20 protein-coding genes are annotated in these 23,800 nt (G+C 60.9%); 12 read left to right on the top strand and 8 right to left on the bottom strand.

Annotated elements, in window-relative coordinates:
* Nucleotides 1-21 precede the first annotated feature (21 nt).
* The 3 genes from MKS85_RS00765 to MKS85_RS00755 all read right to left on the bottom strand — a co-directional run bounded on the left by MKS85_RS00765 (nt 22) and on the right by MKS85_RS00755 (nt 6,797).
* Nucleotides 22-5,124, bottom strand: coding sequence for a dermonecrotic toxin domain-containing protein (locus MKS85_RS00765; RefSeq protein ID WP_310662548.1), 5,103 nt, complete (start codon nt 5,122-5,124; stop codon nt 22-24).
* 180 nt (nt 5,125-5,304) lie between these two features.
* Nucleotides 5,305-5,907, bottom strand: coding sequence for a LysE family translocator (locus MKS85_RS00760; RefSeq protein ID WP_139050347.1), 603 nt, complete (start codon nt 5,905-5,907; stop codon nt 5,305-5,307).
* A 53-nt stretch (nt 5,908-5,960) separates the two neighbouring features.
* A complete protein-coding gene (locus tag MKS85_RS00755) occupies nt 5,961-6,797 on the bottom strand; it encodes an AraC family transcriptional regulator (RefSeq protein WP_047226529.1) in 837 nt (278 codons plus the stop codon).
* 216 nt (nt 6,798-7,013) lie between these two features.
* On the opposite strand from MKS85_RS00755, the gene MKS85_RS00750 reads away from it, so the two are divergent.
* On the top strand, nt 7,014-8,090 hold the full coding sequence (locus tag MKS85_RS00750; protein ID WP_139050349.1) for an aromatic ring-hydroxylating dioxygenase subunit alpha: 1,077 nt from the start codon (nt 7,014-7,016) through the stop codon (nt 8,088-8,090).
* On the top strand, nt 8,087-9,037 hold the full coding sequence (locus tag MKS85_RS00745) for a PDR/VanB family oxidoreductase (protein WP_310662547.1): 951 nt from the start codon (nt 8,087-8,089) through the stop codon (nt 9,035-9,037). The genes MKS85_RS00750 and MKS85_RS00745 overlap by 4 nt, the downstream gene beginning before the upstream one ends.
* 129 nt (nt 9,038-9,166) lie before the next feature.
* On the opposite strand, the gene MKS85_RS00740 is transcribed toward MKS85_RS00745, so the two are convergent.
* The 4 genes from MKS85_RS00740 to MKS85_RS00725 form a co-directional block, all read right to left on the bottom strand.
* A complete protein-coding gene (locus tag MKS85_RS00740) occupies nt 9,167-9,880 on the bottom strand; it encodes a GntR family transcriptional regulator (RefSeq protein WP_047226532.1) in 714 nt (237 codons plus the stop codon).
* Nucleotides 9,881-10,136: 256 nt separating this feature from the next.
* Entirely contained in the window at nt 10,137-12,005 is a 1,869-nt protein-coding gene (locus tag MKS85_RS00735; protein ID WP_047226637.1) for a feruloyl-CoA synthase, read from the bottom strand.
* Between the two features lie 142 nt (nt 12,006-12,147).
* Nucleotides 12,148-13,596 (bottom strand): aldehyde dehydrogenase, encoded by a 1,449-nt coding sequence (locus tag MKS85_RS00730; protein WP_076384959.1) that lies wholly within the window; start codon nt 13,594-13,596, stop codon nt 12,148-12,150.
* A 106-nt stretch (nt 13,597-13,702) separates the two neighbouring features.
* Entirely contained in the window at nt 13,703-14,533 is an 831-nt protein-coding gene (locus tag MKS85_RS00725; RefSeq protein WP_003202420.1) for a p-hydroxycinnamoyl CoA hydratase/lyase, read from the bottom strand.
* Between the two features lie 216 nt (nt 14,534-14,749).
* Between MKS85_RS00725 and MKS85_RS00720 the strand changes: the two genes are divergently transcribed.
* From MKS85_RS00720 to MKS85_RS00680, 9 genes are all read left to right on the top strand, one after another.
* Entirely contained in the window at nt 14,750-15,238 is a 489-nt protein-coding gene (locus tag MKS85_RS00720) for a MarR family winged helix-turn-helix transcriptional regulator (RefSeq protein ID WP_047226534.1), read from the top strand.
* Between the two features lie 57 nt (nt 15,239-15,295).
* Nucleotides 15,296-15,859: a nicotinamide riboside transporter PnuC gene (gene pnuC, locus MKS85_RS00715; protein ID WP_047226535.1), complete on the top strand. Its 564-nt coding sequence runs from the start codon at nt 15,296-15,298 to the stop codon at nt 15,857-15,859.
* On the top strand, nt 15,856-16,380 hold the full coding sequence (locus tag MKS85_RS00710; protein WP_047226536.1) for an AAA family ATPase: 525 nt from the start codon (nt 15,856-15,858) through the stop codon (nt 16,378-16,380). Before pnuC ends, MKS85_RS00710 begins: the two co-directional genes overlap by 4 nt.
* Nucleotides 16,381-16,700: 320 nt before the next feature.
* Nucleotides 16,701-17,150 carry a hypothetical protein gene (locus tag MKS85_RS00705; RefSeq protein WP_047226537.1) on the top strand — a complete coding sequence of 150 codons (450 nt, stop codon included), beginning with the start codon at nt 16,701-16,703 and terminating at the stop codon, nt 17,148-17,150.
* Nucleotide 17,151: 1 nt separating this feature from the next.
* Nucleotides 17,152-17,730, top strand: a complete 579-nt coding sequence (locus tag MKS85_RS00700; protein ID WP_139050352.1) for an adhesin — start codon at nt 17,152-17,154, stop codon at nt 17,728-17,730.
* 63 nt (nt 17,731-17,793) lie between these two features.
* Nucleotides 17,794-18,765: a hypothetical protein gene (locus tag MKS85_RS00695; RefSeq protein ID WP_047226539.1), complete on the top strand. Its 972-nt coding sequence runs from the start codon at nt 17,794-17,796 to the stop codon at nt 18,763-18,765.
* 65 nt (nt 18,766-18,830) lie between these two features.
* The gene (locus MKS85_RS00690) at nt 18,831-19,511 is read left to right on the top strand and encodes a C39 family peptidase (RefSeq protein ID WP_139050353.1); all 681 of its coding nucleotides are present in this window, start codon (nt 18,831-18,833) and stop codon (nt 19,509-19,511) included.
* Nucleotides 19,512-19,569: 58 nt separating this feature from the next.
* Complete coding sequence (locus tag MKS85_RS00685) at nt 19,570-20,316, top strand: hypothetical protein (protein ID WP_139050354.1); 747 nt, start codon at nt 19,570-19,572, stop codon at nt 20,314-20,316.
* Between the two features lie 46 nt (nt 20,317-20,362).
* Nucleotides 20,363-21,640 carry a transporter gene (locus MKS85_RS00680; RefSeq protein ID WP_139050355.1) on the top strand — a complete coding sequence of 426 codons (1,278 nt, stop codon included), beginning with the start codon at nt 20,363-20,365 and terminating at the stop codon, nt 21,638-21,640.
* A 119-nt stretch (nt 21,641-21,759) separates the two neighbouring features.
* Here MKS85_RS00680 and MKS85_RS00675 read toward each other — a convergent pair whose 3' ends face one another.
* Nucleotides 21,760-23,085, bottom strand: coding sequence for a sigma-54 dependent transcriptional regulator (locus tag MKS85_RS00675; protein WP_310662546.1), 1,326 nt, complete (start codon nt 23,083-23,085; stop codon nt 21,760-21,762).
* 340 nt (nt 23,086-23,425) lie between these two features.
* Here MKS85_RS00675 and MKS85_RS00670 point away from each other — a divergent pair, with 340 nt between their 5' ends.
* The gene (locus tag MKS85_RS00670; protein ID WP_047226544.1) at nt 23,426-23,692 is read left to right on the top strand and encodes a hypothetical protein; all 267 of its coding nucleotides are present in this window, start codon (nt 23,426-23,428) and stop codon (nt 23,690-23,692) included.
* The last annotated feature ends 108 nt before the right edge of the window (nt 23,693-23,800 follow it).

Genomic DNA, 23,800 nt, shown 5'->3' with positions numbered 1-23,800 from the left:
CGGCAGGTGTGCCGGCACAGGTTATTGCGGTCGCAGCGACCACCAAGGGGTGACCAGGCCAGTGGTTATCCGATGCACCATGGCCTCGACTTCCCGGCTCTTGACCGAACGGTAGATCGCCATGGTGCGCCGGAACTGGTCTTCGGTGAGCGTCACCGGCTCGCCTGCGGCCCAGTTCACATCCGCTACGGCCTCGAGCCTCACCCGATACCACATCGTCCCTGTGGGCTGGGTGATTGACTCCAGGGCGCTGGGCAGGTCGGCGTCCGGTTGCGCCAGGTTATCCAGCAATACCTGCGGCCAATGGGAGGGATCCACCGGCTCGCTGAAGGCATCCACCAGGTTTTCCTCCACCGTGTCCCAGATGGCCAGGCCGTCGAGCCAATCGCGAGACATCAACCCCAGATACGGGCGCCAGGCCAGTTCCCCTACGCGGGGCGTTTGATCATTGCTGTTGAATGTGTCCTGCGCGTCACTGAGCCAGTTGATGAAACCCTCACGGGTCATCGCGGCCCGGCGTTGCACAAGCTCGGGATATCGGCCGCTTAACACCTGGCCCCAATAGTCATAATGGTTGGTCAGGAACCTCGCAAAGTGTATGCCCTGGGGTTCGAGGCGGGCACGCTGAACCGAACCGAACATGAGGAAATGCAGCTCCAGCTCGGCAACGTCTGGTGTTTGCCTGTCCAGAACCCGCGCTTGCAAGCGGGTACGCAGTTGGGCCAATTGCTGGTCGAAATCTGCGATACGCCCCGACAGCTCGGTATAAAGGTCGGGGTAGCCAGTGTAGTACTGCAGGATACCGGCAGCCCTCTGACGATCTCCCAGGGCCAGGCCGCCTGGTTGATCGGCGTCTGCGTCACGGATGGCGCCGCAGAACCAATCGATGAAGCGCCGCCCTCCGGCATCGTCGCGAGCCACTTCCAATGCACTCTTGAGGTCGGGGAAGTCACGGAGCCAGTCATCGACGGTGTAGCGAAAGGCCTCGGGGTCCAATGCGCGAAGGGCGCGGATCTGGGTGCTGGGCAGTGGATTATCTTCGAGCCAGAGCCCAAGGGTGTTCGTCTTCGGCATGTTGCCAAGGGCAGGAATCAGATCATCCTGGATGTTGCTGATGCGATTGCCCTTGAGGTCGAGGAAGATCGGATCGGATGAAGGCCTGGCCAACAGCGCCAGGGCCAATGCCGGTACCCGATCGAGCCCCGCGTTGGCCAGTTCCAGCTCCTTGAGGTGCGCAAGCTCCGGCAGATCGGGTAATTCCCGACAGTTGTTACCGCTCAAGCGCAGGTCCTCCAGGGCCGTGGCGGTACGCAAGAATGCACTGCCCTGTTCATCCAGACGAAGGCCACAACGAACCAGGTCCAGCGCTTGCAATCCTGGTAAAGCGGTGATGGCCTCCAGCTCCTGGGGGGTGAAATGCAAGTTGTCGGACCAGACCAGTTCACGCAGGGACGGCAACTCAGCCAGGCGGCCGATGGCCGCGACCATATTGGCACTGGCCACGGGGTCCGAGCCACTGCTCACCTCGGACAGCTGCAGCTCTCGCAAACCAGTAGCACGGTCGGCGCCGATCAAGGGGGCAAAGGTGTCAGCATTCATATTGAGCGGATTTCTGCCCAATGACAGCTCCTCCAGAGAGCGAAACTCACCCGCCGCTACCGGCACGGCGGTGAGCTCATTGCCATGCAGGCGCAGCGTGTCGATATTGGGAAACAACCTCAGGAAATTCGAAGGGTCTTCGCTCAGCCCCAGATGAGCCAACGTCAGCTCTTCAATATGCTCGAAACGTGCGCTGATGGGAGGAAGCCGGCCGATGTTCAACCCCGACAGACGTAGAGTCAGCTCGCTATCCTCCCTGAGCGGATCCGGCTCACGGCGCCAGGCGCGACGGATCTCCTGCGCCACCTCCCTGCGCATGGCGATGGTATCTGCACGGGTATATTCGCTCTCGACGGGGTGATGAACCCCCTCATGGACCTCCCACTGACGCAGGCCTTCGTCCAGCGTTGCCCAATCGTTGCTCAACCGGGTCACCAGGGTGTCCAGGCTGATGCCTTCGCGCCTGGCCTGATCGGCCAGGCTACGCTGAAGCCTGGCCAGCGATTCCCCGGCATAGTAGGGAAACAGGCGTTCAAGACGCCCTTCCACACGGTGGCGCCAGCCCTGCAAAGGAAGTTTCCCGCGCCCACTGAGCGGATAACCCAGGCGTCCGTTCTGCCATTGCAGGGCAGCTGCGTCGTTGCCCGTGCGTTTGAGCGACAGGTACGTACGCAGCCTCTGGCGATCGCCAAGGGCTTGCTCCACCAGCACCTTGCGAAGGTTGGTCGACGCCCAGATGTTCAAGCCGAGCGCATTGCGGGCCTCATCCGGCATGGCTCTGAGCAGCGCCTCTTCGAGGCTCGAATCCCCAGCCAGCTCATTTCCCCTTTCGTCGAAGGGATGGTATTTCCCGCCGTCCTGGCGGATGACTTTCAAGGGGCCGTTCTCTCCCACCTCGAGCGGAGCCAACAACTTGTCCGACAACAGCCGCAGGTGCAACCGGCCTTGCAGTTGCGGCGCATTGCCAAGCAGGCCTATGACAATGCGGTCCCGGTCCGCGCTGCTTTCACCCCGCTCAAGATCGCGCAAGGCTCGAGTCAGGCGCAGCTCAGTCAGGGCTTCTACGCATTGTTTACCCAGGCGTCCCGTCACCCGGCCTGCTTGCAGCCGCACCCGGTCCTGGCCCTGAGACTGCCGGGCAAGCTCGTTGGCGATGGATTCAGGCAGCCCGGAAAAAGCCCGAACTATCGGAGCGGCCAACGGATCGAGCCGGGTGGACGAGGCCATGCCAGCAGTCACCTGCGTAACATTGCGCTCAAGATAATCGGCCCAGCGGCTGGCCAACAACCGACTGCTTTCCACCGGGCGCAGGCCGATAGAACTCTGCCCCAGCAGCACGCGCTGTTCGTCCGCGCGAAGGCCGGCCAGGATACGCTCCGCCCAGGCATGATGCTCCAGGTCCGCTTTGTCCAGATCGAGAAAACGCGTGGTGGCCCTGTCGCCCACGGAGTGAACCTGCTCGCCATCGTGCAAGCGCAGCGTCATGTCCGCAGGCCAACCGGGCAAATCCACAAGGGTTTGCGTGACCTGAATGTGCGCGCTCCCGGGTGCTTCACCCGCGCGCAAGCGTCCAACGGTCTGCTGCACCCATTGCCAGTTGCGTGCCTCAGCGAGGGCATCGGCGAATATGGCCGGCATTGGCTGCCCGCCTACTTGCAGGTAGCGCAGATGCGCCTCGCTGATACCGACCTGCTGCTGTACGGCCAGGAGCATAGCGTCGTCCAGCTCGGCGGGCGTCTCGACAAAGTTGCGCAGCAACTCCAGATTGCTTCGCTGCAAGGGATTGCGGTGTGCCCATTGCCAGCCGCGCGCGCGGCTCCACTCCAGAGGCGGGGTCACGCCTCGGTGACCGGCAGGCAGGCGCAGCCCCAGGGCCTCGCCGGTGCCTTGCACCTCGAAATAACGACCATCGATCCGCACCCATGCCTCGTCTGGCATACGCCAGACACCCCAGGCGTCCTGCTCGGCCTCCACAGGCGGCAAGCGTCGCGCCTGGAAGGGCGTGACATCGCCATTCCACAGCCGCGTCGTGCCGTCATGCACGGGCATGGGTTCAACAGCCCCGCCGATGAAACCCAGATAGGCACCTTGGGCGACCCCGAACAGCACGTTGAAGATGTGATTGATGCCTTCTTGCGCGTGGCCTTCGTTGAGCGCCTGGATACCTTCAAAGAACTCATACACCAGGCGCACCCCGCCCACCGCCGCCGCAGCCATCCCCATGGGAGCGCAGAACGGAATGAAGCTGACAGCCAGCATCAATGAACGCTCGGCAAGGCCTTCCCAATACTCCAGGCGTGCCAGCAATGCCTGCCAGTCCTGGTCCCGGGTCGAGATCATCAGCGCCGAGGCATTGCTCAGGGTATGGGTGCGCCATTCGTGATAGCGATCATTCCAGTGATCCTCGCGAACATCGCTAAGGGTCCAGGGGACATGGGGAACAGGCACCCGAATGCGCCGGGGATTACCCTCCTCGCCAAGCTCGCCTTCGCGCCAACCCACAATACGCGCGTGGATTTCCTGGAAAAGGTTGAGGTTGTCTTTTATCTCCCACTCCACTTGGTCATGCAGGGCCTCACCTAAGCGGGCCTGCAAGCGTACCGGCAGGTAACGCATCAGGCTCTGGCGGTAACTGCGTTTGCGCACCAGTTCGGTCAGCTTTGCGGCCATGGCCTGCAGGCTGGGAAATTGCCTGATCGGGGCCACCACGTCATAGGGCAGGTGCAAGACGACCGGGCGAACGCCTTTTGCGTCCCCTTTCAACCCCCAATACACCCGTGCGCCGAACAACGGCGCAGACAGCACCTCCAGGCCCTTGACCTCACACGCCAGGGAAGCCACCGGACGATCTTCGAGGCGCACCCCGACATAGGCCAACAGTCGCTCGCCGGTCTCGTCCAGGCGTCCATCCAGCTTCGCCTCGTACGCGTCATAGGCGAGCAGACTGCGCGCGTAGGCCATATAGGCGTCAGCCACGACAGGAACCTCGTCGCCGATAGGCGGCAGGCGTTGCTTGAGCAGACGCTGGTAGGCACCGCCCACATCCACCTGCCGACAGACTCGGGCAAAACTGGCAGGGGTCGTGGGCAATGCTGTGGTGTCTGACGGCGCACCCCAACGGTAAAACTCTCCAGGCTTGCCCTTGATGAAAAGCTCGCCGGTTTTATCGAAAGAACTGCCGGTGGCCGCATCAGCAGGAGGAAAGTTGCGCATGGCGGCCTCCACCACCGACAGAGAGGGGCCGAAGTGCTCGCGCCTGACCCTTGCCCGCCGTACTGCGTCGCAAACACTGCCGCGGCCATTGATCGGGCGCCAGGCCTGCATGGGCGGTTGAGCCTGTAGCAAATCGAGTGTGAAGGGTTCCGGCGCTGGCAGGTCGATAAGCCGTGCGTTCAGCGCATCGCTGTCGCGCTGCAATTGCTGGGCAAGGACCTTGAAACGCTCTTGGCGGTGGCGCGAAGCTTGTTTCAACCAGGCCGGTAGCCTGGCCTGGATGAAATCGATATGGGAATCGACAGTGGACATGATGGACCTCCTTCCTTGGGGTCGATTAAGCATCTGAAATTTTGAAATACGCTAAGCCGGGGCGTGGGCGATCCTCTCCAAAATGAGCTTGTTTTTAAACCGCCCAACCGTTGCAAGGGGTTGCAGGTTCCATGGCCAGTCGCTGACAGGTCTGCATCAGATGCTTGCGCCTGATCAGGATCACACCACCAACGTCAACCACGCCGACATCAGCAACAACACCGCCATGATCCGATTGAACCGCCCCATGGCCACGGTGGATCGGCAGAATCTGGCGGCGCCGAGGCCCAGATACGCCCAGGCGGTCATGCATGGGATCGAAATCGCGAAGAACGCCAGGGACAGCCAGAGCACCCGCACGGTGCGGTCGGCCTCGGTGCCGGCGAAGACGCTGACCACCGCCAATGCCATCATCCAGGTCTTGGGATTGACCAACTGCAAACCGGCCGCCCCCGCCAAGCCAAGACGCGGACCCTCAATGGGTCGTTCAGGGTCGATGGCCTGGACTGGCGTGCTGAATATTTGCCAGGCCATCCAGCTCAGCCAGGCAATTCCGGCCCATGACAGCAAAGTCTGGAGCGTTGCATGACGGGCCAGCACATCGCCCAATCCGGTGCCCACCAACAACACCAACAAGGCTGCGGCGGCGCAGGCGCCAAGGATAATTGGCAAGGTGGTCGCCAGGCCAAAGCGCGAGCTGTGGCTCAGCACCAGGATATTGGTCGGGCCCGGGGTGATGGAGGCAACAAAGGCGAACAAGGCGAACGGCAGCAACTGGTCCATGGAGCAACATCTCGGTGAATGATCGTAGCCTGATCATCCCCACCCAACCGCGCTCAGTCTGGAACGTTTGAGCAACGCTTGCGGTAGTCCGCCGGGCTCAGGCGATAGGCGCGCTGGAACCAGCGACCCAAATGACTCTGGTCGGCAAAACCGAGTATCGCCGCCACCGCCACCGCGCTTTCGCCACGGGCCAACAAGCGCCGGGCCCGGGCCAGGCGTAACTGGATCAGATAGGCATGGGGGGCGAGACCGAACGCGGCCTTGAAGGCCCGGGTCAGGCGAAAACGGTCCACCCCGGTGACCCGTGCCAGGTCATCCAGCCCGATGTCTTCACTCAGATGACTGTGCAGATAATCACGGGCCTGCTGCGCCACCAATGGCAGGCGCGGATCGGGATTGATCCGCGCACGCCAGTGCAGGTGCTGGGTCAGGTTGGCCAGCAAGGTGTCGAGGGCCGTCTGGCGCACGATGCGCATCTCCTGCTGATGCAAACTCTGGAACGCCATGGCCGTGGCGCTCGCCAGCCGCGCATCGTCGGCCAGGGTGGCGGCGAATCCCAGCTGTGCATTATCCGGAGCCACGTCGAACAACGACCGCAGTTCCCGCTCCAGCCACTGTGGCTCGAGGTACAACGTGCGATAGGTGAAACCGCTGGCGTGGGGCGCGTTGCCGTCATGCAACTCGCCAGGCTCGAGCAGAAACACCTTGCCCGGCGTGCTGTTGTGCTGCTGGCGGCGACAATGGAACTGCTGCACGCCCTGTTCGGTCACGCCCACCAGATAGGCGTCGTGCCAATGGGGATCGTAGGCATGCCCCTCGAAATGCGCGCGCACGGTCTCGATGCCGGACGTGGCGTCCTGCTTGAGATCGATCCAGTTGCGCGTTGTCATGGGCAGTCTCGTTTTGTGTATCAGCACGAGCAGGTTAACCGCTGGCGGCGAGGGTGTCTGGAAGATTTGTGCAGTTTTGTTTTCGTCGAAAACGAAGCAAATGGATCCATTAAAGACTGCCAACCGTCTACTAGGACACCAAAAATATTGACAACCGAAATAGTTAAGAGAGTTAATGGATCCATAAGCACAACAACATCCGCCCGGAGATCCGTCATGTATCCCAAGAACACCTGGTACGTTGCCTGCACCCCCGATGAAATCGCTGACAAACCTCTGGGCCGCCAGATCTGCGGCGAGAAGATGGTTTTCTACCGTGGGCATGAAGGCAAGGTCGCGGCCGTCGAGGACTTCTGCCCTCATCGCGGCGCCCCGCTCTCTTTGGGTTATGTCGAAAACGGTAACCTGGTGTGCGGCTATCACGGGCTGGTGATGGGGTGCGACGGCAAGACCGTCGAAATGCCCGGGCAACGGGTCCGGGGATTCCCTTGCAACAAGACGTTTGCGGTGCAGGAGCGTCATGGGTTTATCTGGGTCTGGCCCGGTGACCAGGCCTTGGCTGACCCGACGCTGATCCATCATCTTGAATGGGCCGAAAGTGACGAGTGGGCTTACGGCGGCGGCCTGTTCCATATCCAGTGCGATTACCGCCTGATGATCGACAACCTGATGGACCTGACCCACGAAACCTACGTGCACGCCTCCAGCATCGGCCAGAAGGAAATCGACGAGGCGCCGCCGGTGACCACGGTCGAAGGTGACGAAGTGGTCACCGCCCGGCACATGGAAAACATCATGGCCCCGCCCTTCTGGCGCATGGCCTTGCGCGGCAACAACCTGGCCGACGACGTGCCGGTGGACCGCTGGCAGATCTGCCGTTTCACCCCGCCCAGCCACGTCCTGATCGAAGTCGGCGTGGCCCATGCCGGCAACGGCGGGTATCACGCCGCGCCGCAGTGCAAGGCGTCCAGCATCGTGGTGGACTTCATCACCCCGGAAACCGAGACATCCATCTGGTACTTCTGGGGCATGGCCCGGCACTTCCAGCCCCAGGACGAAGCACTGACCGCCAGCATTCGCGAAGGCCAGGGCAAGATTTTCAGCGAAGACCTGGAGATGCTCGAACGCCAGCAGCGCAACCTGCTGGATCACCCGCAACGCAGCCTGCTCAAGCTCAATATCGATGCCGGCGGCGTGCAGTCGCGTCGAGTGCTGGATCGTTGGATTGCCCGTGAGCGCGAGCCACAAGCGGGATTGATTGCCAGCACCCATCAGGGAGAGCAGCGAGCATGATTGAAGTCCAGGTCACGGCCCGACACAACGAAGCCCAGGACATTTGCAGCTACGAGCTGACGAGTGTCGACGGCCAGCCTTTACCGGCGTTCACCGCCGGTGCCCATATCGACGTACACCTGCCCAACGGCATGATTCGTCAGTATTCGCTGTGCAATCATCCCGAGGAACGGCATCGCTACCTCATCGGGGTGCTCAAGGATGCCGCGTCCCGAGGCGGTTCGCGCAGTTTGCATGAACAGATTCTGCCAGGCGCGCGCTTGCTGATCAGCGAACCGCGCAACCTGTTCCCCCTTGCCCCCGAGGCTCGACGTAGCCTGCTGTTTGCCGGCGGTATCGGTATTACGCCGATCCTGTGCATGGCCGAACACCTGGCCCAGAGCGGTGCGGCGTTCGAACTGCATTACTGTGCCAGGTCCAGGGAGCGTGCAGCCTTTATCGAACGCTTGCGCCAATCGCCTTATGCCGACCGGGTGTTTCTGCACTTCGATGAAGAGCCTGCAACCATGCTGGACGCTGCCAGGGTCCTGGCCGCCCCCAGTGAGGATCTGCACCTCTATGTGTGCGGTCCCGGTGGCTTCATGCAGCATGTCCTCGACACCGCCAAGGTTCAGGGCTGGCGGGAAAGCTGTGTGCACCGCGAGTACTTTGCCGCTGCGCCCACCGACACCCGCGCGGACGGCAGCTTCTCGGTGAAAGTCGCCAGCAGCGGTCAGGTCTTCGAAGTACCCGCCGACCGAAGCGTGGTCCAGGTGCTGGAAAGCCATGGCATCGAGATTCCGATCTCCTGCGAACAGGGCGTGTGCGGCACCTGCCTGACGCGTGTGCTGGAAGGTGTGCCGGAGCACCGGGATATGTTTTTGACCGAGGCTGAACAGGCTTGCAACGACCAGTTCACGCCGTGCTGCTCCCGCTCGAAGACGCCACTTTTGGTGTTGGATATCTGACCCAATACCCTGAGGGAAGAGCTTTGTGGGAGCAAAGCTTGCTCGCGATGGCGGCGACTCAGTCAGCATTGCTATCGGCTGACAGACGGCTATCGCAAGCAAGCTTAGCTCCCCCAGCCGTATGCGCGCTCACTGCGACCGAACAATCACCTTCATCCGCTCATCAGCCAACGTCGAGCCGAACACCTCGGCATAACGCAAAGTCGCATTGGCATGTTCGCGCATGATTGCCTCGGCGCGGGCTCCCTGGCGATGGATCAGCGCATCGAACACCGAGTGGTGCTGCATGTGGGCGTAGTTGAAGCGGCGAAATTCGCCGGCCATGTTCTGACGATCCACCGCCAGGGCGGTGACTGAGGCAAATGGCAGGTGATCGTTGCGAGCCAGGGCATCGGCAATCGCCGGGTTATGGCTGCCCTCGACGATCACCTGATGAAAGCGCATGTTCAAGTCGTGATAGACCTCAAGGTCATCCTCGGTCACATAGCCCTTGGCAAACAGTTCGTCGCCCTGCACCAGGCATTGTTCAAGTGCCGCTCGCCCCTCTTCGGATAAGCCACGCTCGGCCGTTTGCCGCGCGGCCAGGCCTTCGAGCACACCACGCACTTCCACGGCCCCGGCGATTTCCTCGGCACTGACCGAGCGCACCTGGAATCCGCGACCACCGAAGCGCACCAGCAGCCCTTCCTGCTCCAGGGTACGAAACGCCATGCGCACCGGCATTCGCGAAACACCGAACAACTCAGCCGTGGGAATTTCCATCAAGCGCTCACCGCCCGCCAGCTCGCCTGAGGCGATCATCCTGCGCAATGCGACCAGCACCGTTTGGCCGGGCTTACTCATCCAGGTTCTTCCAGAGAAAACAGAGTCGCCATAGTAGAAGGCTTGGGACGGTGTGTCACGGCGGGGGTATGGAGCGAACGCAAGAGCAATCGAGCGCAGGAAAATCAGCGGGGCAGGCAGACCGCCATCGCGAGCAGGCTCGCTCCCACAATGGGTCCGCCATAGATCCTTGTCGGAGCGAGCCTGCTCGCGATGGCGGCAGACCAGACAACATTGATGGCAAGCCTTGCTGTCACGGATTTTGGGTCTGGACCGACTAGTTCGCCCGCAGGATCGACAGATCTTCGCCGCAATACAGCGCCTCGACTTTCGCCGCGCGCCATTGCAACACCGCCCGTTGGTTGATCGAGCCCTTGTCGGTGATTTCACCACGATCGATGGAGGGCGGCTCATCGAGCAAGGCAATCCACTCTACGCGGCTGGCGTTGCCGCTCGCCTCGCGGTTAAGACGTTGCAGCCAATCGGCAAACCACTGGCGTACCGGTGGGCTGGCCAAGACCTCGGCATCGCTGGCGCTCGGGGACAGGCCTGACAGACGCCGGCATTCAGCCAGCCGTGGGAACACCAGCGCGCCCAGGCACTCGCGATCCGGCGCGGTCACCACCAGGTCCTGGACATACGGGGTCCCCTCCAGCACCGCTCGGTTGCGTAGCGGCCCGACACTGACAAACACCCCAGAGGACAGCTTGAAGTCCTCGGCTATCCGTCCGTCAAACATCAGGCCCAATTGCGGGTCATGGGGATCGGCCAACTTGATCGCATCGCCCGAACAGTAAAAACCGTCTTCGTCGAACACCTCAGCGGTCTGCTGCGGCGAGCGCCAGTAGCCGGGCATGATGTGCGGTCCGCGGAAGCGCCCTTCGAACTTGCCGTCCACCGGCACCAGCCGCACCTCGCAGCCGGGTGCCGGCAAGCCGATGTAACCGGCCATGGACAACGGCCCGGTGGTAAAAGTGCAGGACGGCGACGCCTCCGTCATGCCCAGCCCGGCCATCATGCGAATGCGTTCGCCGCAATGCTGTTCGGCGACCTTGTCGAGCCGGTCCCAAGTACTTTGGGACAGACCCGCTGCGGCAAAAAAGAACAGACTGATGCGCTCGAAGAACCGCTCGCGCAACTCGCCGTCCTGCTCCAGGGCACTGACCAACTCTTCCCAACCTTTGGGCACGGTCAGGTACGCAGTGGGAGAAATCTCCTTGAGGTTGCGCAAGGTTTCGGCGAAGCCCTGGGCGGTGGGCTTGCCGTCGTCCAGGTAAAACGTGCCGCCGTTGTACAACACGATGCCGACGTTGTGACTGCCACCGAATGTGTGGTTCCACGGCAACCAATCCACCAATACCGGCGGCGCTTCACCGAACACCGGAAAGGTCTGCAACAGCATTTGCTGATTGGCGCAGAGCATGCGTTGGGTCGTGATCACAGCCTTGGGCAGCTTGGTGGAGCCCGAGGTGAAGAGAAACTTGGCAATGCTGTCCGGTCCGGTGGCGGCAAAGGCGCGCTCGGCCTCAATACCACCGGGTTGCGCCAGCAGGCTGGCAAAGCTTGCCCTGGACCTTGCGGCCATTTCCCCGCGCACTGTGATCAAGGGGATGTCCGCCGGCAGCACCGCATTGATCGCCCGCTCAAACGGCGCGGCCTCGCTGACAAACACCAGCCCCGGCTGCAACAAATCGCAAACGTGCCGCAGCTTGGCGAAATCCTGGGACAGCAACGAATAGGCCGGCGACACCGGGCAATAAGGGATCCCGGCGTACATCGCGCCAAGGGCCATTTGCAGGTGCTCGATGTCATTACCCGATAGCAGCGCCAGGGGCTTTTCGGCTGACAGGCCATAGCTCAACAAACCTTGAGCGATGGCCCGCACGCTGTCGAGCATCTGAGCATAGCTGACTCGACGCCAGTCCCCGCCCGCCTGGCGGGCTGCAATAAAGGTCTGTTGCGGGCGCACCTCGGCCCAATGCACCAGGCGATCAAGCAAGCGCGTCGGCAACGCAGCCAACGGCTCCAGGGAGCGCATGTGCAGGATGCCCTGCTCTTCTCTGACTTCAACGGCTGGATGACCAATCGACACCTGGCGATAGCGCCCGGGGCCGGCTCGGGAGGACGATCTGAACTCAACACTCACGTACATTTCCTCCATCAAGGCACGCCGAACCCGCGCGAAGCGAGCGGAGCGTGGCAGCATCTGGCTGCGGCCTTGTTATTGTTATGTCTGGCCTGCATCGGGCCGGCGATGTCCACGCGCCGCCGCCCGCATGCGACGGATATCAGATCGGGTAATGCCGGGCGCCGTTCTGCATCGTCACCCAGCGCAACTGGGTGAAATGCTCGATGGACGCCTTGCCGCCAAAACTGCCGTAACCGCTGGACTTGACTCCACCGAAGGGCATCTGCGCCTCGTCGTGCACGGTCGGACCATTGATGTGGCAGATGCCCGACTCGACCCGTTGGGCCAAAGCCAACGCCCGAGTGGTATCGCGGCTGAAAATGGCTGCCGAAAGGCCGAACTCGGAGTCGTTGGCCAGACGCAACAAGGCTTCGTCGCCTTCACCACGCAGCAACACGGCCACCGGACCGAAAGATTCTTCGCGGTACAGGCGCATGTCTGGAGTGACGCCGTCGAGCAAGGTCGGCTGCAGAATGCTGCCGTCCAGTTGCCCTCCCGCCACCAGCGTCGCGCCTTTAGCCAAGGCATCGTCGATCAACCCCTTGATACGCTGGCCGGCACTGACGTCTACCAGCGAACCCAATACCGAATCACCGGCCGCAGGATCACCGGCACGCAAGGTGGCGATCTTGGCGCTCAGCCGGGAAACAAAGGCATCGGCCACGCTGGCATCGACGATCAGCCGCTCGGTGGACATGCAAATCTGCCCCTGATTGAAGTACGCCCCGAAGGCGGCGGCTTCTACCGCTGCATCCAAGTCAGCGTCATCCAGCACCAGCAACGGCGCCTTGCCGCCCAGTTCCAGTAATGCCGGCTTGAGGTGGCGCGCCGATAGTTCGCCAACGATGCGCCCGACATGGGTCGAGCCGGTGAAATTGACACGGCGTACCGCCGGGTTGGCGATCAGCCGCGCGACAATGGCCGGCGCATCTGCCGGGGCATTGCAGATGACATTGACCACGCCATCGCCCAGTCCGGCGTCCTGCAATACCTGGCCAATCAAGCGGTGCACCGCCGGGCTGATTTCAGAAGCCTTGAGCACCACGGTGTTGCCGCAGGCCAGCGGCATGGCGATGGCGCGGGTGGCGAGAATCACCGGGGCATTCCACGGCGCGATACCCAGCACCACACCACACGGCTGACGCAGGGCCATGGCGAAACTACCAGGCACATCCGAAGGAATGATTTCGCCGTTGATCTGGGTGGTCATGGACGCGGCTTCGCGCAGCATATTCGCCGCCAGATGCACGTTGAAACCGTACCAGTTGGCCATGGCGCCCGTCTCGCCGGCGGCGGCGATGAACTCGCCAGTGCGCGCCTGCAATTGCTCGGCGGCACGCAGCAGACGCGTGCGTCGCTCATTGGGCGCCAGCGCTGCCCAGGCGGGAAACGCAGCTTGCGCGGCGGCCACGGCGGCGTCGGCATCCTCCAGCGTGGCAGCCGCCACACGGGAGACCACTTCACCGGTTACCGGATTGCAACGCTCGAAAGTCCGACCGTCACGGGCGGGGCACGACTGGCCGCCGATCAACAGGGGCACGTCCAGCATGGTGATTCCTCTTTATTGTCTTTATAGGGAACACATTCACAGTAGCGCCAAGGGCTTTTGAACAACAGCCTGCGGGCGCAGGATAGGCACCCGCCGCACCGTCGTCTCAGCGCTTGTAGGTCTGCAACCCCGGCTTGATGCTCTTGTCGTCGAGGAACTGCTTCATCCCCTGCTCGCGACCACCCTCGGTGTCGAGCAGGCGCGATTGATCGAGCTTGGCGTACAGGTAATCCTCATTCTGCTCCCAGGTCAGTTCGCGGCAGCGTTTGAACCCGTGCTTGGCTGCTCGCAACACCACCGGGTTTTTCTCCAGCAGGTTACGCGCCAGCTCAACGGTGACTTCGCGCAGTTGCGCCAGGGGCACGCTTTCGTTGACCAGTCCCATCTCGGCGGCTTTCTGCCCGCCAAAGGTCTTGCCGGTCATGATGTAGTACAGCGACTGGCGATGGCCCACGGTATCAGCCATGGCCTTGCTGACCAGATTACCGGGCGGGATGCCCCAGTTGATTTCCGAAAGGCCGAAGGTCGCCTCGTCAGCGCAGATCGCCAGGTCACACGCCACCAGCGGGCTGAAGCCGCCACCGAAGCACCAGCCATTGACCATGGCAATGGTCGGCTTGGCGTACATGCGCAGCAGTTTCCATTGCCACTGGGAGGCTTCGCGACGGATTTTTTCTTGCAGGATTTCAGGCCCGGCATCCACTTCGCGGAAATACTCCTTGAGGTCCATGCCGGCCGTCCAGGCATCACCGGCCCCGGTCAGCACCAGTACACCGGCGGCCGGGTCCTGCTCCAGGGTTTCCAGCACGTCGATCATCTCGCGATTGAGCGTCGGACTCATGGCGTTGCGTTTTTCCGGACGATTGAGGGTGACCCAGGCAATGCCTTCCTCGATATCGACCTTGACCGTTTTCCAGCGACCTTCGTAATTGCTCATGGCGGGCGTGCTCTCTTGTTCTTGGCTGAAGATGAGCAAAAATTAAACTCGAAAACTAGTTATGTCAATTAACTATTAATCCATTTATCTGTATTTTTCCCAACGGACAGGACAAAGCGACAAATCACGATTTCGATATCCACCATAGCCATCGCGCTTCAACCTCGGCAAAATGGATAGCCTTGTTAATCACTCACCTTGAGGATGCTCCCTCCGATGGCCAAGTCTTCCAAGCTTGCCGAACCCGCCGAGCCCCAGGCCAGCGGTACCGACGCACAGGCCCCGCTGGACTCCGCGCTGGATGATCTGATCGGTTACGCCCTGCGTCGCGCCCAGTTGAAACTGTTCCAGAACCTGATCGGTCGACTCGCCATCCACGATCTGCGGCCCGCCCAATTTTCGGCCCTGGCGATCATCGACCAGAACCCCGGCCTGATGCAGACCGATCTGGCCAAGGCCCTGTCGATCGAACCGCCGCAAGTCGTGCCCCTGTTGAACAAGCTGGAAAGCCGGGCACTGGCCGTGCGGGTGCGGTGCAAGCCCGACAAACGCTCCTACGGGATATTCCTGAGCAAAACCGGCGAAACCCTGCTCAAGGAACTCAAGCAAATCGCCGCACAGAGCGACCTGGACTCCACCTCAACGCTTGACGGTGCCGAGCGCGAAGAATTGCTGCGCCTGCTCAAGAAGGTTTACCAGGCATAGAAAAACGGGCGCCAGCGTTTACAATCGCCGCCTTCTTCTACTACCCAAGGAATCGCCATGTCCGGGCTTGAACTGTTTGCCGCAGCCCTCGGCGTGATTGCTGTCTGGTTGACCGTCAAGCAGAACCCCTGGTGCTGGCCGATCGGCCTGGTCATGGTGCTGCTCTATAGCTGGATCTTCTTCGAAGTGAAGCTGTACTCGGACATGTTGCTGCAGTGTGTCTACGCCGTACTGCAACTCTATGGCTGGTACCAATGGACTCGTGCGGGGCAGCATCATGAGGGGCGACAAATCACCCGTCTGGGCGCGCCTTCAGTATTGCGTGGCCTGGCGGTCGGCGCGGCAGGCAGCCTGATGCTGGGTGCTGCCATGGCGCACTGGACCGACGCCGCCCAGCCCTGGCTCGACGCTGCACTCACCGGTTTCAGTCTCGTGGCGCAGTGGTGGATGGCGCAAAAACGCGTGCAATGCTGGCCGTTGTGGATCGCCCTGGACATCATCTTCGTGGGCTTGTTCATCTACAAGGACCTGTACCTGACCGCCGCGCTCTACGCTTTGTTCACCCTGTTGGCCGTACAAGGCTGGCGCGAATGGCGCGCCGACCCGGTCCTGCGCACATGAAGGTGATGGTGCTCACCGGCCCGGAGTCCAGCGGCAAGAGCTGGCTGGCGGCGCAGTTGCAGGAGCACTTCGGCGGCTTGCGGGTGGACGAATACGTTCGCCACTTCATGGAGCAGAATCCGCGTGAGACCCGCCTGTCAGACATCACCGATATCGCCGCAGGACAGTTGGCCTGGGAAGACGCAGCCCGCGCCGGTAAACCACCGTTGTTGATCCTCGACACCCACCTGTTGAGCAACATCCTCTGGAGCCAAACCCTGTTCGGTGACTGCCCAAGCTGGCTGGAGCCGGCCTTGCTGGCCCGCCATTACGACTTGCACCTGCTGCTGAGCCCGCAACAGGTCGAATGGACGGGCGACGGCCTGCGCTGCCAACCCGAACTGGAAGACCGAATGAGGTTTTTCGAGGCTATCGAGCAATGGCTGGTTCGGCATCAGCAACCCTTCCAGGTTATTGAAGGCGATTGGGCGCAACGTCGGGAACGGGTGTTTGCAACCGTGACTCGACTGCTCCAAGCCTGATTTACCCCTCTGTTTGTACCACTCTTGAAACACCCCAGTCTTGGCAAACCCGGCTCCAGAGCACTTCGATGGTTTTTCCAGTGCCTTTGTCAGGTTCTTGAAACACCTGCTGCGAAGCCTTGAACCAGAGCCAAGCGATAGCGCCCGGCCATTAGCCTTCTATCGGCCTGTCTCACGGATGAAACAGGTGCTGGGCGAAATTCCTCTGAAATATACCAACCCATTGAATTTGATAGATTTTTTATAACCGGCACAACACCTGCTCTTCCTCCTTCGCAACGCTGGACCAAGGCCAGCCCACCGAAGAAGGAATCGATGCCGTGGGGACTTTCAATAGAAGCTTGACCTGCATGCTGTTGATCGGCTGCGCCGCTGGCGCGACGTTCAGCCTCCCCGTGCAGGCCGAGGGCAACGGCGTCATTGTGCTCACCCGTGACGTACAGCCCGTTCATATCGGTCGCAACGGTGGCAAAGACCCCTACCCGAGCACCGTCAACGCCAACCCATCTGATCGAGTCAATCAAGCGACCGCCAGCATTGAGCTGAGCGACGGCGAATTCGCCAGCGTCGCCAGCGGCTCGTCGATCCGCAACGCCGTGAACCCGAACAACACCGGCGTACAAGGTCTGAACATCGTGACCAACCCCAACGGCTTGCCGGGCATGCGCGCCGGTCACGGTGGCGGCAACGGTGGTGCCATCTCCGGCACGATCAACCGCTCGCTGAGTTCAGGGCTGGCCCCGCTGGGCCGGCTGGCCGGAGGTCAGTGACATGAAGCCAACCCTGTTTCTGCTTGCCCTGCTCGGCTCGTCCACCGCGTTCGCCGATCCGGGCGCGGCGGTGATCAGCAATGCCAATCTGCAGGATTCCGGCAGCCGCTATACCGGCAACTTCAACGTCAACCAGGCCGCTGGCGATCAGACCCAGCAGACCAACACCCGGGCGATCGCCATCGGCACTCACGCCCAGGCCACCACTGTCGTGCGTCAACGACTGGACACCGCGGCCGACCCGTCGATGAACGCAACGGCCCGCATCGGCGGCAGCTCATTTAGCAACGGCAACGGAGTACTGGGCGTGAACCAGTCCGCCGGGGCCAACAACCAGATGGCCAATGTCATGCGGGTGGGCATCAGTGCCCGGCCGCAGAGCATCGACGATAGCGCCCTTTCTCAACAGAACGTGGCGTTGTTACCAAACTCAGGAGCAACTGGCACCCCAACCGGCAGTCGCCAGGTCGTCACCAGCGACCAGGCCTTCACCGGCAGCCGAGGGGTTATCCAGGTGAACCAGAGTGCCGGGGTGGGGAACCGCATGGCTAACACCCTGAGCATCCGGGTCGCTGACTGACCCGAAAACCGTGGGCATAAGAAAGTACTGACACTTAACCAACGACACGCAAGGAGAAACACCATGAAACCAACAATGGCACTTAAACCATTGGTTTTCGCTCTCGCCGCTGTCATGGCAATGGCTGCACAGGCTGATGGAAACGGACGTGGCAACGGGCATGGCAATCACGGTCCGCAAGGTCCGTCGTTTGAACAACTGCTTTCGATCACCGCCGGGGCTAGCGCGACCGTGATGGATGAGCAGAACAGCGACGGCAACGTGGTGACCAACCAGGCCACCCGCAACACGGCTGAAGCCGCTGACTCGCTCAATGGCAGCAACGGCAATATGGGCGCCAACATCGCCGCCGGCGATGGCAACCAGCAGGACAACGCCGCCGCCATTGCCACCGCTGACGAAGCATTCATCTTCGGCTCGGCGGTCGCGACCTCCAGCGCCATGCAGGTCAATAACAATAACTACGTCAAAAACAACTCGACCCGAAACAACGCCTCGCTCACCAATGCGGGCAACAATGGCTCCGGCAACATCGGCATCAACGTGACGGCCGGCAACTTCAACCAACAGAAAAACAACCTGGCCATCGCTGTATCGGGCGGACGTGTCGCAGAGGCCGCAGCCTCGGCTGATCAGTCTTCCACCGGCCTTGTGGTCGACAACAAGGGCGTACGGACCTACAAGACCGACACCCTCACCAGCACCTATGCCGCTTCCGGCACCTTCAAGGCCAAAGGCACCGGCACCGTCGAAGACGACGACCATGGTGGCTGGGGCAACAGAGGCGGATACGGCGGCGGTCACGATGACGACAAGTTCAAGTTCTCCGCCGTGGGCACTTTCGAACTGGCCGGCAGCAACACTCAACAAGTGCTGACCCGCGATGGCTGGAAAAACCCTGTCATCAACAACGCGACCATGACCAACTCCATGAACGGCTTCTCCGGTAACGGCGGCGCCAACGTGTCGGCGGGCGTGGGCAACCAGCAAAGCAACTCGCTGTCCATTTCGGCCGGTTGCAGGGCTTGCATGTAAGCGCGATCGAAACGAAGCCCCGGAAACGGGGCTTCTTTCCCAGGTGTGCATAAGGCGTATCGATCATGCGAGCGGCAGCCCTTTCTCTGCTCCTTTGTCTGGCCGGCGTGGCTGAAGCTGCGCAAATGCCGGTCGCTGCCCTACCCGGCGGCATGTTGGTCTACAAGCCAGTACAGAGTGTGCGCGAGCGCAAGTTCAGTGACATCGTCGAACAGAAAACCGATTTCAGTTGCGGCGCCGCCGCGCTGGCCACGGTACTGCGCCAGGCCTATTGGCTTGACGTGGATGAAGAGCACGTCATCAAGGGCATGCTGGTCAAAGCCGACCATGACCTGGTCCGCACCCAGGGATTTTCCATGCTCGATATGAAGCGCTACGTGGAAAGCATCGGCATGCGCGCCCGGGGCTACCGGATACCGCCAGAAAAGCTCGAGGCAGTGACAATTCCGGTGGTGGTCCTGATGGACATCCGTGGCTACAAGCACTTCGTGGTATTGCAGCGAGCCGACCGGCAATGGGTCTATATCGCCGACCCCGTACTGGGGCACAAGCGCTACGCCCATGATGATTTCGTCAAAGGCTGGAACGGTATCGTGTTTGCCATCGTCGGCCCGGGTTACGACAAGACCAACGCACTGCGTACCCCTCCGCAACCGCTGACGGCGCGTAACAAACTGGACGGGTTCAATCCGGTCAAAGATGCAGAGCTGATGGATTTTGGTTTCATACAGAGCGACTTTTTCTAATCGCCGACCAATCGCCAACCATAAGTACAAAAGGAGCAGGAAGCTCCGGGAGCAGCACATGAAAACTTCACGCTGGCTGGTGTTTGCCAGCCTTGCCGCGGCTGTGTCGGGCCATGCCCACGCCGGATTCAAACCCATCGAAGTCAAGGATCAGGAGCTTGCCGAACTGCGTGGACGCTATGTCATGCCCGGACGGGTCATCAGCTTCGGCATCGTCATGAGCAGCACCTGGCGCAACGCCAGTGGCGACCTGATTGGTGCGAGCAGTTCCATGCAAATCCAGGCGGCCACCGTCAAACCCCAGTTCTATGTCTCAACGATCAAGCAGACCGGCAATGGCCAGGCCCCGCAACAGGGCAGCGGCAACATTGTCGGTGGCGCGGGCCTGGCCGGTGGCCAGGGCGTGACCCAGAGCGTGCGCGCCGCGGGCGATGGCAATTCCGCCTACAACAGCGTCAGCATCAACGTCAGGGAAAGCAACCAGGCACCCGCATTGGTGCCTGCTCAAGGCCAACTGCTGAGCAAAGGCCAAACCATCAGCGGCAGCAACGCCGCCGGCAGTGTCGCGGTTACCGCCACCGGCAGCGGCGTGCAGATGGCGATCCAGGCCAACCACAACCAGGGTAGTTCTCTGCAACAAGTCGCCCAGGGCGGCTTGCTGCAAAACACTCGCTTGCTGGGTAACAGCAACCTGGTCAACAACATGACGCAACTCAACGTGGTGTTGAACAACAACGGCCTCAGCGCCGGGGCTTTGGACTGCAACCTGACCCAGCTGCGCGGACTGCGCAATCTCGGATATTGAACTACGCTGCCTTGCGACCACTGGGCAAATAGGGACGGCATATTTCATGTATCGATCCGTATCGTTGCGCGCTGTGATGTGCGTAAGCACTCTTTTACCGGCGCCCCTGCTGCAAGCAGCACCTGACGCCGACATTCAAGCACTGAAGCAGGAGCTTCTCGAGCTCAGACAACGATACGAGGTCCAGCAAAGAGCCCTGGCGGTACTCGAACAGCGAGTCCGCCAGGTCGAGGATCAACCCGCTGCTCCCCCGCCCAAGCGCCTGGCCAAATCCCCAGCCGACATGAAAGGCAACCAGACTGCGGCTGGCGGCGCAGCGGCCGGTGGCAGCGGTTACGGGCAGTCTCTGGCCGATGATTCGCAGCCCGCCCAGAGTGTCTCCAACCTCTATGACGAGGCCAGCGGCTTTTTTGGCGGTGGCAAGTTCAGCTTCGAAACCGGCGTGACCTATTCGCGCTACGACACACGACAATTGATTCTGAACGGCTTCCTGGCCCTGGACTCGATTTTCCTGGGCAACATCAACCTGGACAGGATCAAGGCCGACACCTGGACCTTGGACCTCACCGGCCGTTACAACTTCGACAATCGCTGGCAGTTCGACCTCAACGTACCGGTGGTCTACCGCGAATCCACCTATCAGTCCGGCGGTGCCAACCAAGGGGCAGCCGGGGTGACCAGCGAAGAAACCGTTACCCGCGATCCCACCATCGGTGACGTCAACTTCGGCATCGCCTACAAGTTCATGGACGAATCGATCAACAGCCCGGACGCGGTGCTCACTCTGCGCGTCAAGGCACCAACCGGCGAGGAGCCGTTCGGCATCAAGCTGCGCCAGTCCCAGGCCAACACCAACCTGTTCGTGCCTGAAGACCTGCCCACCGGCAACGGCGTATGGTCGATCACACCCGGGATCTCGCTGGTCAAGACCTTCGATCCGGCAGTGCTGTTCGGCAGCCTTTCCTACACCCATAACTTCGAAGAGTCCTTCGACGACATAAGCTCCACCGTCAACCAGAGGATACCGGGCAAGGTGCGGATCGGCGACAGCTTCCAGATCGGCGCGGGCATTGCCTTCGCGCTGAACGAGAAGATGAGTATGTCGTTCTCGGTTTCCGACCTCATACAAAAGAAAAGCAAGCTCAAACAGGACGGCGGGGATTGGGAATCGGTGGTTTCCAGCGACGCCAATGCCGGCTACTTCAACATCGGCATGACCGTAGCCGCCAGCGACAACCTGACCATCGTCCCCAACCTGTCCATCGGTCTGACCGACGATGCACCGGACTTCACCTTTAGCCTGAAATTCCCGTATTACTTCTAACGCAGTGCCCTGTGGGAGCGAGCCTGCTCGCGGTAGTGGTAGATCAGTGACCTGTTGGTGACTGACACACCGCTACCGCGAGCAGGCTCGCTCTCACATCGAGTAGTGCAAGGGTTGATTCAGCGGATTTGATGCTTGTGCAGAAGCCGGTAGAACGTCGGCCGCGATATGCCCAGCACGCGGGCAGCAACACTCAGGTTGTCACTGTGCCGGTTAAGCACATCGCTCAGCGCCTGGCGCTCAGCACGGGTCTTGTAGTCTTCAAGGGTGCCCATCGGCGCCACCGGCCCTTGATGACCTGTCAGGCCAAGGTCCATCGCTTCGATCTGCCGCCCCTCGGCCAACACCAGGCCGCGACGTACCCGGTTGGCCAGCTCACGCACATTGCCCGGCCAGTCATGCGTGCCCATGGCCACCAACGCGTCTTCACTGAAACTGCGAGGCCGGCGACCGGTTTCCTGACTGTAGAAATGCGAGAAGTGGCTGGCCAGCATCGACAAATCGCCATGGCGTTCACGCAACGGCGCCATCAGCACCTGCAGCACGTTCAAGCGATAATACAGGTCTTCACGAAACAGCTTGTGCTCGATGGCGGCCTCCAGATCCACATGGGTGGCGGCCAAAATCCGCACATCGACGGCGATCGGCTGGCTGCCTCCGACCCGCTCGATGTGTTTCTCCTGCAGGAAACGCAACAGATTGGCCTGTAGCTCCAACGGCAGGTCGCCAATTTCATCCAGAAACAGGGTGCCGCCGTGAGCCGCTTCGATCCGCCCGATCTTGCGCTGATGGGCACCCGTGAAAGCGCCTTTCTCGTGCCCGAACAATTCCGACTGGATCAAGTGCTCCGGTATCGCGCCACAATTGATGGCAATGAACGGTTTGTTGCGCCGATGGGATTGGCGATGCAGCGTGCGCGCCACCAACTCCTTGCCGGTGCCGCTTTCACCGCGAATCAACACTGGCGATTCGGCAGGTGCCAGCTTGCTCAACAATTTGCGCAGCTCCCGAATGGGTTTGCTGTCGCCCAGTAATTCATGTTCGGGCTCATTGATGTGAATCGAGCCCTGTCCGCGCAAACGCGCCATGCCAAAGGCGCGGCCCAGAGTCACCTGAACCCGGGACACGTCGAATGGCAAGGTATGAAAATCAAAAAACCACTCGCAGACAAAATCCCCCACATTCTTCAGACGCAACACTTCCTGATTCAGCACGGCGATCCACTCGGTGCCGCTGCGACTGATCAACTCCTTGACCGCCTCCGGCCGTTCCAGATGAAAAGGTTGAAGTCGCAACAGGCCCACATCGCACGTTCGATCGCCCGCATGTTCCAGGGAACAACTCTCCACGTCCCAGCCAATGGTGCGTAATCCGGGCAACAGGCGATGGCAATCATCGCAGGGATCAACCACGAGCAGACGACGCGACGTACTGGCTTCGATCATGACTGATCCTTGGCGCCAAAATAAGGAATATGAGGAAAAACAGTCGTTTGGCGAACCTGCATGTAACAGTAGCAAGAAGTTGACACCTGCTTGTATCAATTGATTATCGAGTTCGCTTTAAAGTGGTTATAAGCGCGCGTTTCGTTAGTTGTCGCCCGCTGGAATCTTTCATCAAGCTTTCAAACAAAAGTCCAAAAGCCGGGTCTGAAAGAAAATCGAAATTTATTTAAGGAATGTGTGACCTGCCCCCCCTTACAAGACATCAGTACAAGTAACCAGCCGCCCGGTACGCCCAACCGACGGCACATCATTTGATTGGGCATACTTAAGAGATAACGCCATGAACGCCCCGCTCCGTATCAACGAAGCTCTTTTGATTGCCGACCGCGCCTTTCGTCCTTTTCAATGCGTGGCCTGGGCTCCACAAGACGGTAATGGTGAACTGAGCCTGACCGTCATTGACCGCACCAATACTCATATTGGCCGCACTCAGATTCCAAGCAGTGCCTACACCGACCCGGCCCAACTGGCTGACTGCTTGAAACAGGCCCGTGCCGAGTTGAGCCAGGAAGGCTACACCCTGCAATCCTGGTCCATGCCTGAGTAAATCCTTAGCGGTAAACCTGATGATGGATTGCAGGCTTTGCACTGGATCGAAAAGCCAGTGTTCTGGCACGATTCGCTGCTGTTTCTGCAGAGTCTGATAGTTGTGCAT

This window comes from Pseudomonas sp. JL2 (assembly GCF_031570495.1).
In the GTDB taxonomy this organism is placed as follows: Bacteria; Pseudomonadota; Gammaproteobacteria; order Pseudomonadales; family Pseudomonadaceae; genus Aquipseudomonas; species Aquipseudomonas rhizophila.
The sequence above is the reverse complement of the archived record's forward strand: the minus strand, read 5'-3'. Positions and strand labels throughout refer to the sequence as shown.

Bases quoted from the DNA above. Each gene is read 5' to 3' on its own strand.
- MKS85_RS00765 (WP_310662548.1), bottom strand. From the start codon at position 5,124: ATGTCCACTGTCGATTCCCATATCGATTTCATCCAGGCCAGGCTACCG.
- MKS85_RS00760 (WP_139050347.1), bottom strand. From the start codon at position 5,907: ATGGACCAGTTGCTGCCGTTCGCCTTGTTCGCCTTTGTTGCCTCCATC.
- MKS85_RS00755 (WP_047226529.1), bottom strand. From the start codon at position 6,797: ATGACAACGCGCAACTGGATCGATCTCAAGCAGGACGCCACGTCCGGC.
- MKS85_RS00750 (WP_139050349.1), top strand. From the start codon at position 7,014: ATGTATCCCAAGAACACCTGGTACGTTGCCTGCACCCCCGATGAAATC.
- MKS85_RS00745 (WP_310662547.1), top strand. From the start codon at position 8,087: ATGATTGAAGTCCAGGTCACGGCCCGACACAACGAAGCCCAGGACATT.
- MKS85_RS00740 (WP_047226532.1), bottom strand. From the start codon at position 9,880: ATGAGTAAGCCCGGCCAAACGGTGCTGGTCGCATTGCGCAGGATGATC.
- MKS85_RS00730 (WP_076384959.1), bottom strand. From the start codon at position 13,596: ATGCTGGACGTGCCCCTGTTGATCGGCGGCCAGTCGTGCCCCGCCCGT.
- MKS85_RS00725 (WP_003202420.1), bottom strand. From the start codon at position 14,533: ATGAGCAATTACGAAGGTCGCTGGAAAACGGTCAAGGTCGATATCGAG.
- MKS85_RS00720 (WP_047226534.1), top strand. From the start codon at position 14,750: ATGGCCAAGTCTTCCAAGCTTGCCGAACCCGCCGAGCCCCAGGCCAGC.
- pnuC (WP_047226535.1), top strand. From the start codon at position 15,296: ATGTCCGGGCTTGAACTGTTTGCCGCAGCCCTCGGCGTGATTGCTGTC.
- MKS85_RS00710 (WP_047226536.1), top strand. From the start codon at position 15,856: ATGAAGGTGATGGTGCTCACCGGCCCGGAGTCCAGCGGCAAGAGCTGG.
- MKS85_RS00700 (WP_139050352.1), top strand. From the start codon at position 17,152: ATGAAGCCAACCCTGTTTCTGCTTGCCCTGCTCGGCTCGTCCACCGCG.
- MKS85_RS00695 (WP_047226539.1), top strand. From the start codon at position 17,794: ATGAAACCAACAATGGCACTTAAACCATTGGTTTTCGCTCTCGCCGCT.
- MKS85_RS00690 (WP_139050353.1), top strand. From the start codon at position 18,831: ATGCGAGCGGCAGCCCTTTCTCTGCTCCTTTGTCTGGCCGGCGTGGCT.
- MKS85_RS00685 (WP_139050354.1), top strand. From the start codon at position 19,570: ATGAAAACTTCACGCTGGCTGGTGTTTGCCAGCCTTGCCGCGGCTGTG.
- MKS85_RS00680 (WP_139050355.1), top strand. From the start codon at position 20,363: ATGTATCGATCCGTATCGTTGCGCGCTGTGATGTGCGTAAGCACTCTT.
- MKS85_RS00675 (WP_310662546.1), bottom strand. From the start codon at position 23,085: ATGATCGAAGCCAGTACGTCGCGTCGTCTGCTCGTGGTTGATCCCTGC.
- MKS85_RS00670 (WP_047226544.1), top strand. From the start codon at position 23,426: ATGAACGCCCCGCTCCGTATCAACGAAGCTCTTTTGATTGCCGACCGC.